The sequence below is a fragment of the Niallia sp. Marseille-Q9988 genome (assembly GCF_976954375.1).
The window spans coordinates 1-14161 of record NZ_CDRJSZ010000026.1; the positions used below are offsets into that span (position 1 = coordinate 1).

General features: G+C 32.1%; 15 protein-coding genes and 1 pseudogene. 9 read left to right on the forward strand and 7 right to left on the reverse strand.

The window, feature by feature from the left end:
* Positions 1 to 293: 293 nt before the first annotated feature.
* A complete protein-coding gene (locus ACWNMZ_RS25245; protein ID WP_251630059.1) occupies positions 294 to 1301 on the reverse strand; it encodes an Abi family protein in 1008 nt (335 codons plus the stop codon).
* A 138-nt stretch (positions 1302 to 1439) separates the two neighbouring features.
* Entirely contained in the window at positions 1440 to 1736 is a 297-nt protein-coding gene (gene traD / locus ACWNMZ_RS25250; protein ID WP_251630060.1) for a conjugal transfer protein TraD, read from the reverse strand.
* A 461-nt stretch (positions 1737 to 2197) separates the two neighbouring features.
* Between traD and mobQ the strand changes: the two genes are divergently transcribed.
* Both mobQ and ACWNMZ_RS25260 read left to right on the forward strand, forming a co-directional pair.
* Entirely contained in the window at positions 2198 to 2920 is a 723-nt protein-coding gene (gene mobQ / locus ACWNMZ_RS25255) for a MobQ family relaxase (protein ID WP_251630061.1), read from the forward strand.
* Positions 2921 to 3054: 134 nt separating this feature from the next.
* Complete coding sequence (locus ACWNMZ_RS25260) at positions 3055 to 6051, forward strand: Tn3 family transposase (protein ID WP_251630062.1); 2997 nt, start codon at positions 3055 to 3057, stop codon at positions 6049 to 6051.
* Between the two features lie 169 nt (positions 6052 to 6220).
* On the opposite strand, the gene ACWNMZ_RS25265 is transcribed toward ACWNMZ_RS25260, so the two are convergent.
* The 4 genes from ACWNMZ_RS25265 to ACWNMZ_RS25280 form a co-directional block, all read right to left on the reverse strand.
* On the reverse strand, positions 6221 to 6352 hold the full coding sequence (locus tag ACWNMZ_RS25265) for a hypothetical protein (RefSeq protein WP_285846722.1): 132 nt from the start codon (positions 6350 to 6352) through the stop codon (positions 6221 to 6223).
* 26 nt (positions 6353 to 6378) lie between these two features.
* On the reverse strand, positions 6379 to 7473 hold the full coding sequence (locus ACWNMZ_RS25270) for a DUF418 domain-containing protein (protein ID WP_251630063.1): 1095 nt from the start codon (positions 7471 to 7473) through the stop codon (positions 6379 to 6381).
* Positions 7474 to 7717: 244 nt separating this feature from the next.
* On the reverse strand, positions 7718 to 8386 hold the full coding sequence (locus tag ACWNMZ_RS25275) for a YqeB family protein (protein ID WP_000528616.1): 669 nt from the start codon (positions 8384 to 8386) through the stop codon (positions 7718 to 7720).
* 270 nt (positions 8387 to 8656) lie between these two features.
* The gene (locus ACWNMZ_RS25280; protein WP_000428687.1) at positions 8657 to 9250 is read right to left on the reverse strand and encodes a TetR/AcrR family transcriptional regulator; all 594 of its coding nucleotides are present in this window, start codon (positions 9248 to 9250) and stop codon (positions 8657 to 8659) included.
* A gap of 556 nt (positions 9251 to 9806) precedes the next feature.
* Between ACWNMZ_RS25280 and ACWNMZ_RS25285 the strand changes: the two genes are divergently transcribed.
* Positions 9807 to 10382, forward strand: a complete 576-nt coding sequence (locus ACWNMZ_RS25285; protein ID WP_251630064.1) for a recombinase family protein — start codon at positions 9807 to 9809, stop codon at positions 10380 to 10382.
* 68 nt (positions 10383 to 10450) lie between these two features.
* Here ACWNMZ_RS25285 and ACWNMZ_RS25290 read toward each other — a convergent pair whose 3' ends face one another.
* Positions 10451 to 10648, reverse strand: coding sequence for a hypothetical protein (locus tag ACWNMZ_RS25290; RefSeq protein ID WP_251630065.1), 198 nt, complete (start codon positions 10646 to 10648; stop codon positions 10451 to 10453).
* Positions 10649 to 11091: 443 nt separating this feature from the next.
* Here ACWNMZ_RS25290 and ACWNMZ_RS25295 point away from each other — a divergent pair, with 443 nt between their 5' ends.
* The 6 genes and pseudogenes from ACWNMZ_RS25295 to ACWNMZ_RS25320 all read left to right on the forward strand — a co-directional run.
* Positions 11092 to 11385 carry a conjugal transfer protein TraD gene (locus ACWNMZ_RS25295; RefSeq protein WP_220094500.1) on the forward strand — a complete coding sequence of 98 codons (294 nt, stop codon included), beginning with the start codon at positions 11092 to 11094 and terminating at the stop codon, positions 11383 to 11385.
* 36 nt (positions 11386 to 11421) lie between these two features.
* Positions 11422 to 11583: a hypothetical protein gene (locus tag ACWNMZ_RS25300; RefSeq protein ID WP_156827908.1), complete on the forward strand. Its 162-nt coding sequence runs from the start codon at positions 11422 to 11424 to the stop codon at positions 11581 to 11583.
* 64 nt (positions 11584 to 11647) lie between these two features.
* Positions 11648 to 11791, forward strand: coding sequence for a hypothetical protein (locus ACWNMZ_RS25305; protein WP_186325745.1), 144 nt, complete (start codon positions 11648 to 11650; stop codon positions 11789 to 11791).
* 28 nt (positions 11792 to 11819) lie between these two features.
* The gene (locus ACWNMZ_RS25310) at positions 11820 to 12356 is read left to right on the forward strand and encodes a hypothetical protein (protein WP_016205410.1); all 537 of its coding nucleotides are present in this window, start codon (positions 11820 to 11822) and stop codon (positions 12354 to 12356) included.
* Positions 12357 to 12598: 242 nt separating this feature from the next.
* Entirely contained in the window at positions 12599 to 13417 is an 819-nt protein-coding gene (locus ACWNMZ_RS25315; RefSeq protein ID WP_016205411.1) for a hypothetical protein, read from the forward strand.
* Positions 13418 to 13836: 419 nt separating this feature from the next.
* Positions 13837 to 14161 (forward strand): annotated as a pseudogene (locus ACWNMZ_RS25320) (hypothetical protein); the annotation flags it as partial.

The window sequence follows — 14161 nt, forward strand, 5'->3', positions numbered from 1 at the left end:
TTCTAATGTTTGAACAAGAATTTCTTGAAACGTCATTTGTAGTGTTCGAAATAAAGTTTTTTCCAATTCTTTTAATGATGGCATTTTTGTGTTACATTGATTCATGAGAGCCTCTCCTTTTCGTAGTGTTCGCCAAATTCTACTTTACAAAAGGAAGCTCTCTTTTTTAATGCTTAATTTTTTCCAGCTACCGCGCTCTCGCTTGGTGGCCTTTTTGTCTAGTTGGAGGACGCGTCCCCCAACTAGACAAAAAGGATATTTATTCTCCCACAAACATTTTACTCATACTATTTTTAAATATAAGATGATAATCCAGACAATTTTGTATTTAAGTTTGTACCAAGAATACTATCATAAAGAGAATTAGGAATAGTTGCTTTTAGTACTTGTGCTTCATCACTAAAGCTTTTCACTATCCTTCTCAATTCAGTTTTAGTTTTACCTAATTTTTTTAATAACAAGATAATCAAAATAAAATAATCAATTAAAAAAGTAAAATCCACATTAGAAATACCAGTTTCAACATTCACATAAGCTTTAACAGCATTTGTAGCATGAGTATTACCAGCAAATCTACAATCAAAAATCACATTATTGTGTGCTACAGAATTTCTTAATTCTTTTAAACAAAAAATAATATTTTGCACTAATGTTCCATCAGTAACCATTGAACCGTGAGTTAATTTTAAATTTTGACAATTTTTTATTTTGATTGTCTGATTTAAACATTTTAAAAATAAACCAAAATTCCCCATATCAAGAATCTCAAAAAGTGCCCATAAAGGCATAGAATCTCCATTATGTAAGAAATGAGTGACTATTTCATTTTTAGAATATTTATAACTCATTTCATTATCTATTTTAGACCTCAATTTTAAACGATCTTTCATTTTTATATTATAATTCCGAGAACCGACCGGCTCAGATTTATAATCATCTAAAAAATTTTTAAAAGCGTACTCAATATCTAAATTATTTTGTTTAGAAAAGAATGCTAATGTATCAATTGTATAATTTTTCAAAGCTGTTTCTATAGTCATAATAGGCGAATAAAATAAAGCTTTTAAATTCATATCAAAAGTATATACAGCTAATAACTGATTAAAGTCTGTATAAGCAATCGGGTTACCCGAATTTTTTATAAAGCGATATCCTTTATATCCATGATAGTATCCCATACTTAATAATTCTTTTTTTTGTTTACTACCATTAATATTAATATGTTTATTATCTCTTAAATGACGCATTAATGCGTCTGTTTGCTTACCTTCAGATTTTCTCAAAACACCATAACCTTTCAAATAATATAGTATTTTAATTTTACATTTTTATATATAAAATAAGGGACATTTTATATATAAAAATAAAAAATACTTTGCTTCATTTAAAGATACAATAAAATATATTAGTTTTATATTGCTAAAATATAAAAAATGAAATTATTTTTCTATATTAATTTGAAGAATTTTTCTTGCTTGTTCAATATCCATCTTCAATATTTTTTCTTTATTTTTCACTACATCTTCCTTAAAATAAGCAATCAATTTAATTGCTTCTTCTTCCCCATCAATCTCTAAATATTTCTCAATTAGTCCACCAACTTGAATCAACCGTCTCGTTCTTTCCTTTCGCTCCTTTTGTCTTACTTGATTCGCCAAACGTTGCTTCTCCAGTTGCATTTTCTTAATTTTTTCTTCTAAATCTATTAATCTCTCTTCTTCTGTTCTTCGAGCCAACGCTCTCACTCCCTACCCTCATATTTTCTCTATTATATCCCAAAGTCATGGGCGAAAACTAATTACAGAATGATTCCTCACATTAGTTCGTGGTATAATGACCCCAACGAACTAATGTGGGGAAGGGCGCACTTATACAAACTTCGTTTGTGTGCGGTTGCTTCGCAACGGAAAAGCATATTCGCCTATCAGCGAATACCAAAATCAAAAGCATTCATTCGCACATCTGCGAATGAGTATCCGCCAAATGGCGAATACAAAAAACAATCGTAAGCTATTTATTATTCCAAGTTGGAATTTCCCCAACTCGTTTAATAAATCCTTACGAAACCATAATAAAAACTTTCCCACCTTTCGGTACGAACTTTTTTATTACGGTCATGAAAACCTAAAACATAAAAATCCCAAAACCTTAAAATCAAAATACATAAAATCCAAAAGAGAAAGGAGGAAAAAAGAATATGGCTATCTATCATTTCTCCGCCCAAATGATTTCACGAGGAAAAGGGCAATCCGCAGTTGCTTCTGCTTCTTATCGTTCAGGCGAAAAGTTACGTGATGAACTATCCGAACAAACCAAATATTATAAAAGAGAAGTGCAACCAGAAAACCATATTCTTGCCCCTTCTCATGCCCCATCATGGGTTCGAAATAGAGAGTTTCTTTGGAATGAAGTGGAAAAAAGCGAAACAAGAAAAAATTCTCAACTAGCAAGAGAAATTAATATTGCTTTACCAAAAGAACTATCTAATGAACAGCAAACCGAATTAATTAAAGGATATGTTCAAGAACAATTTGTAGATAAAGGCATGATTGCCGATATTGCCATTCATCGAGATGATAAAGAAAATCCTCACGCTCATGTTATGTTGACCACTAGAGAAATTTCAGAAGATGGTTTCACTACAAAGAATCGTGATTGGAATAAAAAAGAACTACTGGAACAATGGAGAGAGCAATGGTCTGAACATGCCAACAAGGCACTTGAAAAAGAAAATATTCAAGAACAGATTACCCATAAATCTCATGAAGATCGTGGACTTGAGATTTTACCTACTATTCACTTAGGACATGTAGCTTCTGATATGGAGAAAAAGGGAATCGAAACAGATCGCGGAAATATTAACCGTGAAGTAAAACAACACAATGCTATTGTTTATGACTTAGGCTTAATGACAGGGTAGCTGCTCTAGTCCGCAGGATTATTTCCAATAATAGTAAGTGGACGTTTTTTGTCATTTTATACTGTGTTCTTGAACCTCGCTATATCCAAAATTATACTGAATATTGTATAAATTTAGCGAGATGAGGGAGAAAATTGAAAAGAAATTGGAATGAAGAAGAACTATTAGAGCATTTTATGTTATTGCCAAACGAACGTCATTTAGTATTGAGCAAGAAGTCAAACGCAAATCGTTTAGGATTTGCGGTCCTTCTTAAATATTTTCAACAGGAAGCTCGTTTTCCAAATAAGAAACAAGATGTACCCAAAGATATTGTACAGCATCTAGCGAATCAAATAGATGCGTCTATTGAAGATTTTTTCAAGCATTATGGTTGGGGTGGAAAAGAAAGAAGTTATACTGATCATCGGAAAGCAATACGAAATCTTTTTGGGTTTCGAGAACTTACTGCAAAGGATAATGACCTTTTGGTAAAATGGCTTGAAGAACAAGTTCAGTTTACACATGATATTGATGATTTAAAAAATCATGCGTATAACCTATTTCGTAAATGGAAAGTCGAACCTCCTTCTACAGGAAGTTTAATGCGAATGATTCATTCTACCATAGATACTTTTGAGAGAAATATATATCAATCGACTTTTCAGCAGTTATCTTCTAATACTTGTTCTCGATTAGACGCCTTATTGGAAAATCATTTAGATGAGGATTCGGAAGTAAAAGAAACATTTCATGAGGAAATAGAATCTGATATTGCCACTTTTCGGCATCTTTTATCTTCACCACGTAAACCAAGTGTAAGTACCATGGAAACGGAATTGAAAAAATTGTTAGCTATCCGGCATCTAGAAATCCCTCCAAAACTATTTCATCAATTACCACCGAAATTAGAAAAGAAATATCGGCTTCGCGCAGCTACGGAAACGGTAACAGAATTACGTGCGCATCCTGCCCACATTCGGTATACCCTGCTAGCCATCTTATTTTCGCATCAACATGGGGAAGTTATTGATTCTCTTGCAGATATATTGGATGAAATTACGCTTAAGATAAGGAATAAGGCTAAAAATACCACTCGAAAAGAAGCAGTAGAAGAATTTGAAAGAGTGAAAGGGAAAAATAAACATATTATAAATTTATTGAAGGCGACCGTGGATCATCCAGAAGGAGTCATTCAAGATACGCTGTTTCCTATTGTCAACGCTTCTACAATCCGAAATATTATAAAAGAGATGACGAAAAATAATCGTGAATATAACGAAAGAATCTATACTAAGATGCATACCTCTTATCGGGGATACTATCGACAGGCTTTTACTGAAATACTTATGAATCTTACCTTCCGGTCTAACAATCAATCTCATCAACCGGTGGTTGAAGCCATTCAACTCATTCGAGAATACAAAGAAAGTGGCCAACGTTATTTTGCTGCTGGAGATGAAGTTCCAATTGATGGCGTCATTCAGCCTAAATGGAAAGAAGTAATTATCGAAACAGATAGTCAAGGTGTAGAAAGAGTGAATCGGATCAATTATGAAATTGCAGTGATTCAGTCGCTTCGCACCCAACTTCGTTGCAAAGAAATTTGGATTGAAAATGCTGACCGATATCGTAACCCAGATGAAGATCTTCCTCAAGATTTTGAGGAGTTCAAGGAAGAATACTTTGAAGCATTAAAAATACCATTAGATGTGGAGCCTTTTATCAAAGATATTAAACAGTTGATGAAAGATAAACTTCATATGCTTCATCAAGGATTAGAGGATAAAAGTAATGAAAAGGTGGCGATTTCTGCAAAAAATAATAAAGGATGGATTCGAGTTACTCCACTTGATAAGCAACCAGAACCTCCCCATGTGCTAAGAATTAAACAGGAGATTAAGAATCGTTGGACTGACATTAACCTGTTAGATTTACTAAAAGAAACAGACTTTCATACAGGGTTTACCAAACACTTTAAGACTGCAGCTAATCGAGAAATATTAGATCAAGAAACCATCCAGCGCCGTTTGCTTTTTAGCTTATTTGGATTAGGAACAAATACTGGTTTAAAAGCAGTATCTGCTGGAAATCTCCTCGATAATTATCGGGAACTTCGGTATATTCGTCAAAAATTTATACATAAAGACCATTTAAGAAAAGCCAATGCGGAAGTGACCAATCATATTATTCACCATCGACTAAAAGAAGTATGGGGAGAAGCTACCACTGCTTGTGCTTCCGATTCCAAACATATGGGATATTGGGATCAAAATCTACTGACAGAATGGCATCCTCGCTATAAAAAAAACGGAATCATGATCTATTGGCATACGGATCGAAAATCCGCCTGTATCTATTCTCAGGTTAAGTCTTGTCTTTCTTCCGAAGTAGCTGCGATGATGGAAGGAGTGCTTCGTCACTGTACAGATATGGAAGTTGATCGAAACTATGTCGACACACATGGGCAAAGCGTGGTTGCTTTTGCTTTTAGTCACTTGCTTGGTTTTAAACTAATGCCTCGCTTCAAAAATATCGGTGCTCAAAAATTATATCGACCGGAATCTGGTATGAATGAGGAGTACCCTCATTTACAATCGGTTTTAAGCAAACCCATTAACTGGGACCTTATTCGACAACAGTATGAGCAAATCGTAAAGTTTGCGACTGCCCTACGGTTAGGAACGGCTTCTGCGGAATCCATTTTAAAACGATTTACAAGAGACACCAAACACCCAACTTATTTGGCATTATGTGAGCTAGGAAAAGCGATAAAAACCATTTTCTTATGCGACTATTTACATTCTGAAGAAATTCGAAGAGAAATCCAAGAAGGGTTAAACACGGTGGAGCAGTGGAATTCTGTTACTACCTATATTTTTTATGGGAAAAATAGTGAAATGCGGTCCAATTCATTTGAAGATCAAGAAGTATCGGCGTTATCGCTTCAGTTGCTTCAAAACTGTTTAGTCTATATGAATACCTTAATGGTACAAGAAGTTCTATATGATAACCGCCAATATTGGTTAAAGAAAATGACACCCGAAGATTTTCGAGGTTTAACCCCTCTTTTTTATCATCATGTTAATCCATATGGGATATTTGAGTTAAATATGGACCAGAGAATACCTATTAAATTACATGCAGCTTAAGGGTGTTCTTATCCCAATTTTCGGAAGGATATTTGTTTTGGCATTTAAAAAGTGCTGTTTATGGCAGGATATTTTTTGAATATAAAAAAGCTGAAAATATGCAAGAAATGAATAAAAACTTGCATATTTTCAGCTTTTAATAATTTTGGATATTAAACAAAAGCGCCCTTTAATTGAATAGCCAACCACCAGTAACTTGTAACGCTATTATTGCAACTGCTATAGCAGGACCTACGATAATAACACCAAATAACAATGATTTTTTATTTCGCCCACAATAAAAAGTGGTTTGCCATCCCACAGCTTGCTTAAGAGTGGTAATCGGTTTTATACTTGCTTTTTATAAGTCAAATAACGCATGTATTTTTCTAACGGCCCCTCAATTTGACGACAATCCATGATGTATGCGACTGATAAAGTAACGACCCATATAACGATGCCGAGTAGTACGGAAGTTGTGACATTTAAGAATGCACCTAAATTGAACGCAATTGGAGACAGTAGTATAACAATCAAAACTTCATGTATGACGAAAAATGTTAACGAACGTTTTCCCATTGCTGTGATTGCTTTTACAATTACGCCGCGATATTTAGTGCCCACTCCCAATAATCCAAATAGTGCCGCATAGCCTATACCACCTGCAAAACCAGTGATTATATGAATACCGTATGCTACCCCTGCGATAAAGAAACTAGGAAACCAAACATCATTAATCAGCACTAGTGGTATGGCGCCCACCAGTGAAATTGTTAAACAACCAATCGTTAATTGGTTTAGCAGCTTTATATGATCGTGCGGCTTAATTAATAAGTTTAAATTTCCAAACCAAATCCCCATTAGTACTGAGGGGATAACAGGGAATAAGATATGAGTAAACAATGGAATAATAGGTATAGTAATCAGTCGATCAAGTATTGTATTTGAGTATGTTTCTTGACCAGTTAATTCTACCGGTAATCCGGAGGATTGGTTACTAAATAAGAAACCGCCCCACAAGATTGGTATATAAATGAGACATATGGTTATGGAAATAATCACATATTTCTTAATCTTATTGTTATCCTTTTTCAAGCTAGAAACTAATATGAGTCCAGTAATACCATATGTCATTAATATGTCTTGTCCACCTGCGACACCAGCGAGTATGGCGCCAAACAATATTAAATACCAGCAACGTCTTTTTATAATGCGGTTTGCTTCCTCAGCACCCATTCTTTCGCATTGTTTACGGTAAATCATGACTAGACCATAACCAAACAGTATTGCGAATAATGGACGCGCTCGATTATCTACTATAAATTCCATAAAAAAATTTAAGAAATGATCTATAGGTGTACTGCCAGCTACTTTTGTTATTACACCTGGTTCTATCATGTATAAATACAATGGTATATGTGCAAGTATAATCAAAAAGAGCATGGATCCCCTTGCGATATCTAAAGATATTGCACGTTTCTTTTGAGTTACTTTATCAGTATATAATTCAGCCATAATAATTCTCCTAATTTTATAGGGGTGTGTAGCAACAATAAATTCATTTAAAGTGATGTGTTAATGTGCGCATTCCTTCGTAAGCCATTATCCTCGTCATTAAGTTGTTTTATTTGGGATCAGCATTGTTCTAGTCATTATTTTAAGGTTAACATTAAATACTTGATTAATCTTAAATCTCTCGGACATATTGTTCCTCATTTCGATCTTTCACAACTATCCCTAGCTCATTTAAGTCCATTTTTAAATTTTTTGCTTTTTTATTATCTCCTTCTCTAATTGCATTCCTACGTTCATATAAGATAGCGTTGGCTTTCTCTCCAAATGTATTATATTCTAGAGTCCAAAGAATGAATTCATCTACATATGGATCCTGTTCACTCCAAGGGTATTGATGATACAGGAAGATTTCTCGTATTTTATTCCTCTTAATGTCCGTCTTTTCACTCAAAAGTTCTTGACCTTTTTTACCGGTAATTACGACTGTATTATCTTCCATAAAGATTTCTTTTACCTCAGATTTTCTAATTCTCTTTTCTTTATCATCTTTATTGATCAGTATTTCTTGATCTTTTATGCTCATTTTCAATGCTTCACTATAGATTGTTAGTGATAAAAGAATACCTATAACTCCACCTACGAACATCAAGATAATAGACACCCAAAAAGGGTTGAATGAATCCAAAAGTTCAATGACTTTTGAATCAGAAAAGACAGATATTCTTTTTATGAATTCAAACAACTTCGGGAGGAACCAACCTATCGTTCCTAAAACAACAGGAGATAATACTGCAATCAATTTTTCTAGGAAACCCATACCAATTTTAGATGTATTCCCCATTTATATGTCACCTCCAGCAATATATTTAAAGATAGCTGACTTAAGATTTATAGAGTACTTTGTAATTGTCCTCAAATTTTAGTCTATGGTTATCTCTCATTATTCTTTTCCACCATTAGATATCTGTCTGCTAAATGTTTTAAGTCAAGCACTGTGAAGTGTTCGTATGTGCTTTCAACCTTAGATACATCTTGTTGTTCATATCTATTGTTATCTTCTTTGTTTGGTAAAGTCATTTCATACAAAAATAGACAGCGATGGATTGTTTCATTATTTAATCATTTTTAATATGCTTTTTGTAAGTTTTTCATTATACTCTTCCAGGGTTAGTTTATGCTGAGATGATAACATGGACTCAGATATTGCCCCTCGAATAACAGTTGCAATCACTTGAGGATGAAAATCACTAAATTCCTTAGATTCTTGTCCTTTGTGAAGAATTTCTTGCAATAAACCATTTAATAAATCTTCATCATCATCTTCTATCAGATAATAAGGGACGTTGTCTGGCCTACGGGCATTAAAAACAATTTCGATTAAAGCGATGTTATTTACCTGGTTTGTACCCTGATATGCCAAGCTTGCTTCTATAAAAGCTATCAATTTTTCCGTAGGTGTTTGTTTTTGTTCTACTTTTTCCTTAATAAATGCCCACTCTTGTTGAACCAAATACATCAAGGTATTGTTCATCAAATCTTCCTTACCAGAGAAATGATAAGATATAAGCCCTGTACTTATATTTGCTTTATTTGCTATTTTTGATAGACTCGTGCTGACGTAACCAATTTCTCTTAAGACTTCTATTGCAGCTTTAATGATTTGTTCTCTCCGAGCTTCAGCTATCAAATACTGTTTGTTTTCCATCTAAACATCCACCTTTTTTGTTGAATGATCTTTTTTTATTTTGAACGTTCAATCAAATTTATTGTAATCACTTTTCAAATTCCTGTCAAGAATGTTTTCAATTGTAATGAACAGAATTCTGTAGCACTTTTATTCATTCCTGTTCATTCCACAATATGGCCCTATTATTCAGTAAGCAAGTTTAACAAAATCTGTATAAATATTGATGCCTATACAACCTTATTTTCCATTTTTTCCCTAAACTACATTTCATTAGTTGCTGGTTCTAGGCCTTATAAAAATTTTAATGTGTCAGAGTCATATCTTCTAAGTTTTGACTCCCGATTTAAAGTCCAGTAAAAATCACGTTGTCACTTTACATTTTATTTTGCGTGTTTTTAACAAGATAATTTGCACATCATTTTACAAACTAGATTTTAGAACAGTTCCAAATGATTTTTCTGTTACTATCAATAGAGTGTACTTAATTGATAGATTGAGTGACTATTGGTTTTACTGTATAATCAAGCTATCATATACACTTGTCTTTTGATTGGAGAATTTGGAGGGAATTTTAATGATTTTTGGATATGCACGTGTTTCTTCTTTTGATCAAAACTTAGATTCTCAAATTGAACAATTGAGGAATGCAAAAGTATATCAAATTGTTCATGAAAAAATATCTGGAGTACTAGAACAAAAAGAAAAATTAGACCAATTACTGAATCAACTCGTTAAAGGAGATACGTTGGTTGTAACTAGAATGGACCGACTAGGGAGGAATACAAAACAATTACTGGAACTAACGGAAGGATTAGAAAAACGTGGCATTCATTTAGTGATATTGAATTTAGGGATTGATACGAGAACGCCTTCAGGAAAATTTATTTTGACAGTCATGTCCGCTTTTAGTGAGTTAGATCGGACGATGATCAAAGAAAAGCAACAAGCAGGAATTGCTGTTGCGAAAAGAAAAGGTATATATAAAGGAAGAAAGCAAAAATTCAATCTAAAACATGATGGAGTTAAGCATGCAATGGAATTACATGAAACTACAAATAAGACAGTGAAAGAAATATGTAAAATTACGAATATAAGTGAGGCAACGTTTTATCGCAGATGGAGAGAGTATAAAAATTATGTGGGGAGTTAACTGTATTTAGAAAATACATGTCATCTCTGAGGTGATAAAGTGGGTACCCATAATAACGAGCTTGCTTTTTATTGCAACAGTTTACTTTTAATGGAAAAAATCCTGCGGACTAGAGCAGCAACCCTGTCACTAAGCCTTTTATAGTATTTTGATTCTTGGGAGCGTTCATCATATAGCTTTTCGCCTGAACGATAAGAAGCAGAAGCAACTGCTGATTGTCCTTTTGATCTACTTATAATTTGCATAGATAAGTGATAGATCGCCATGATTCTTTACCTCCTTTTTTTAGATTTTATGTATTAGGATTTTTTGCTTTTTATGTTTTTCGGTTTTGAATAACCGTAATAAAAAAATTCGTACCGAAAGGTGGGAAAATTTTTATTATGGATTCGTAAGAATTTATTAGACGAGTTGGGGAAATCCCAACTTGGAATAATAAATAGCTTACGATTGTTTTTTGTATTCGCCATTTGGCGGATACTCATTCGCACATTTGCGAATGAAGGATTTTGATTTTGTATTCGCTGATAGGCGAATATGCTTTTCCGTTGCGAAGCAACCGCACACATTGGAACAATGTATAAGTGCGCCCTTCCTCACACGAGTTCGTTGGGGTCATTGTACCACGAACTCGTGTGAGGAGTCATTCTGTAATTCTAGTTTTCGCTCGTAATTTTGGATATAATAGACGAAAATAATAGGGTAGGGAGTGAGAGCCTTGGCTCGAAAAACAGAAGAAGAAAGATTAATAGATTTAGATGAGAAGATTAAGAAGATGCAATTAGAGAAACAACGATTGGAAAATCAAGTAAGACAAAAGGAGAGAAAGGAAAGAACTAGAAGATTGATCCAAGTAGGTGGATTAATTGAAAAACATTTTGAAATAAAGGGAGAAGAAGAAGTTATTAAATTAATTGTTTCTTTTAAAGAGTCTGTAGAAAAAAACAAAGAAAAGATATTATCTCTTGATATTGATCAAGCTAGAAAGATACTTAAGATTTAATAGATAAAAATTAAATCTTAAGAAAAAGGAGTTAATATGAAATCAAATAATAATAAAAAAAGAAAAATTCAAGCTAAATATAGAAAATTAACAAATAAAAATAATAAAAATGATAAATTCACTGAAAAAATAGCAATTATTTTTGCTTTGTTTTTTCTCATAATTTTATTTTTAAATATATTTATAAAATCTTTTTAAAAAGTATATTTTGACATTTATTTCATATTTTATTAAAATAATATAAAACTAGGGGTGGATAATAATGGGAATTAAACCATTGAAACTTTTTATATTGACTTTTGTTTGTTCATTAATTTTTTCAATTGTATTTGTATCAATACAACGTATTGATACCTATTTTAATCCACCAGAAGTACCTGTTACTTCTATTGAAAAAATAGAATAATTATTTTATATGAGGGGAAAGGGAATTGATGAAAAATTTATTTTTTACAGTTGGAACACTATTTATTTTTGGAATATTTATACTAGGTTATAGTAGCCAAGCTAACGCTATGACAGAAGAAACAAATGATTTAGAAGAAATAGATCCAATTGTTGCTCAAGATGGTGATGAAGATGGTATTAATGATCAATCTAGTGTAAATATTCAAATAAAAAAAGTTTCGGATAATTTAATTGTTCCTTTTGGCGCTGGTCAATGGGACTATATTGGAAAAAGTTCGTTTAAAACTGTTTCTAAAACTTTTTATTCAGGTGGAGGAGATCTCTTAATTTATATAAATCAACCTTATGAAGGACCTGCTTTTAAATGGTTATATAAATTAGTAGAAGATGATCCAGCTATTGATGATACAGTTTCTAATTTTGAATTACCTAATAAAGGTGGTACTTATGAAGTAAAATTTAATGTTAGGAGTTTTGTAGATGGAGATAATAAAAAAGCAGAATTAAGATTACAAAAATTAACGATGCCAACGACGACTGTTGATACTGAATGGTGGGATTAGAAAGAATAATATTTTTTAATAGATTAATAATTTATTTATATAGGTAATTATTACTTTTTAAAGGCCCCTGATTTTTTTTATTTTAAAAATCAGGGTTTTTTTATATTTTTCTATATTCAAATATAAGAATATTTAGAAAAAAATAAAAAACTTTATTATATTTATCATTAACATATATATCATTAACCAGTAATATGTGGTATATTTTGGTAGGATTATACAAATAAAAGGGGGAAGAAAGAATGAAAATATTAAAAAAGATTAGCTTTGTTTTATTATCTTTAAGTATTTTATTCATTGCTGCACCTTTAAGCTTTGCAAGTGAAACAAATGATCAAGTCGAAAAAGAAATAATCACTAAAAAAGAGATAATTGATAAGACTGAACAAATAGAAAAATTTTATAAAGGTGATATTAAGTTACAAAATAAGCTGAAAGCAAAAATTAAAAATGGTGAAGAATTAGATAGTAATAATCCTAAAAAAGCGTCATTAGGAGAAGTTGAAAAAATAGATGAATCAACTTTTAAAATAACATATCCTGATGGTTCTTATGCATTGGAAGGAATAGATTTATCGAATACAAAGGTTTATGATGAAGAAGGTAATTTACTTGGGAATTTTAATGATTTGTATCCTGATGGTACATTAAATTTTAATCCCATAAAAGGGACCGTTTTGCCCGAAGAACCACAATTTTCAACTATGGATAAAAATACAATTAGTGGTGGTACTGTAACCGTTGGATCAGGGTATCGTACCGCGAAGGGTGTAAAAGTATACCATTATAGTTATCATATGACTGTCCAGTTTAAAGTTGATTACACTTTAGTTCAAAGTGGTTATGATTACATATCTAGAATTTATGGGGTTGATATCGCAGCGTATGAATGGGATATTTTATCAGAAGGTGTTTTTAGAAAGAAGGAAACACTTGAATATAGTGCATATGGTGGAGTTAAATTTAAGATTAAAGAATATGCCGATGCTACAAAAACAGGTACAGCTCATTTATATATTCGTGTAGCGAAAGATAAAGCTTGGATTGATATAGATTATTAATAAACTAAAAACGAGGGTGATAAATAATGGGGTATATTAGTGTTTTTGTTACTACAATACGTCCTATCATGGAAATCATTAATATGATTGCATTAATTTATATTGCTTTTAAATTGTCGACGATTAAGAAATAAAAAAATTGTAGTGTAACTAAAAAATGCAAGTGATTAACATAATGTGTTTTATTTAACTATAGAAAAAAGATATATGATCATCTATCTTGGTTCAATATTATTTTACATTTGGACACTCACCAACAAACTAGTTTAAAGACCAGTAACTTTTACTGGTCTTTTAGTTTTTTTAATACTTTTTAATATAAACAAGTTGATAGAATCAGAGAATTATCACAAACGTTTGTTCGTGTTATAATCAAATATATGGTAAAATATTCTTAAGAAAATATTGGAGGTGTGTTGTTGAGGCATCTTAACGATCGTTCTGTTTTAGAAGAAAATTCACAAAAGGAATTAACAACTGTTCCTGGACCGTTAGTAACTAAAAACATTATTGAAAATAGTTTGAGTAATGATTTTGAAGAAGCAAAAAAAGAATGGGAATTAGTTACACATATTTCAAGTGAATCTGATGAATTTGTTGAAAACTGTCAACTCTGCAACCACAAAAACTATATTGAAAATTGGTTAATACAAAACACTAATACAAAGGCCTTATTAAAAGTAGGTTCTGATTGTATCAGACGATTTATACAGTTTGCTGGAACTGCAAATCAACATGATAGTA

What these genes read in the sequence shown, in the direction of transcription:
- ACWNMZ_RS25285 (WP_251630064.1), top strand. Translation starts at nt 9,807, where the DNA reads ATGATTTTTGGATATGCACGTGTTTCTTCTTTTGATCAAAACTTAGAT.
- ACWNMZ_RS25290 (WP_251630065.1), bottom strand. Translation starts at nt 10,648, where the DNA reads ATGGCGATCTATCACTTATCTATGCAAATTATAAGTAGATCAAAAGGA.
- ACWNMZ_RS25315 (WP_016205411.1), top strand. Translation starts at nt 12,599, where the DNA reads ATGAAAATATTAAAAAAGATTAGCTTTGTTTTATTATCTTTAAGTATT.
- ACWNMZ_RS25280 (WP_000428687.1), bottom strand. Translation starts at nt 9,250, where the DNA reads ATGGAAAACAAACAGTATTTGATAGCTGAAGCTCGGAGAGAACAAATC.
- mobQ (WP_251630061.1), top strand. Translation starts at nt 2,198, where the DNA reads ATGGCTATCTATCATTTCTCCGCCCAAATGATTTCACGAGGAAAAGGG.
- ACWNMZ_RS25275 (WP_000528616.1), bottom strand. Translation starts at nt 8,386, where the DNA reads ATGGGGAATACATCTAAAATTGGTATGGGTTTCCTAGAAAAATTGATT.
- ACWNMZ_RS25305 (WP_186325745.1), top strand. Translation starts at nt 11,648, where the DNA reads ATGGGAATTAAACCATTGAAACTTTTTATATTGACTTTTGTTTGTTCA.
- ACWNMZ_RS25300 (WP_156827908.1), top strand. Translation starts at nt 11,422, where the DNA reads ATGAAATCAAATAATAATAAAAAAAGAAAAATTCAAGCTAAATATAGA.
- ACWNMZ_RS25270 (WP_251630063.1), bottom strand. Translation starts at nt 7,473, where the DNA reads ATGCTCTTTTTGATTATACTTGCACATATACCATTGTATTTATACATG.
- ACWNMZ_RS25310 (WP_016205410.1), top strand. Translation starts at nt 11,820, where the DNA reads ATGAAAAATTTATTTTTTACAGTTGGAACACTATTTATTTTTGGAATA.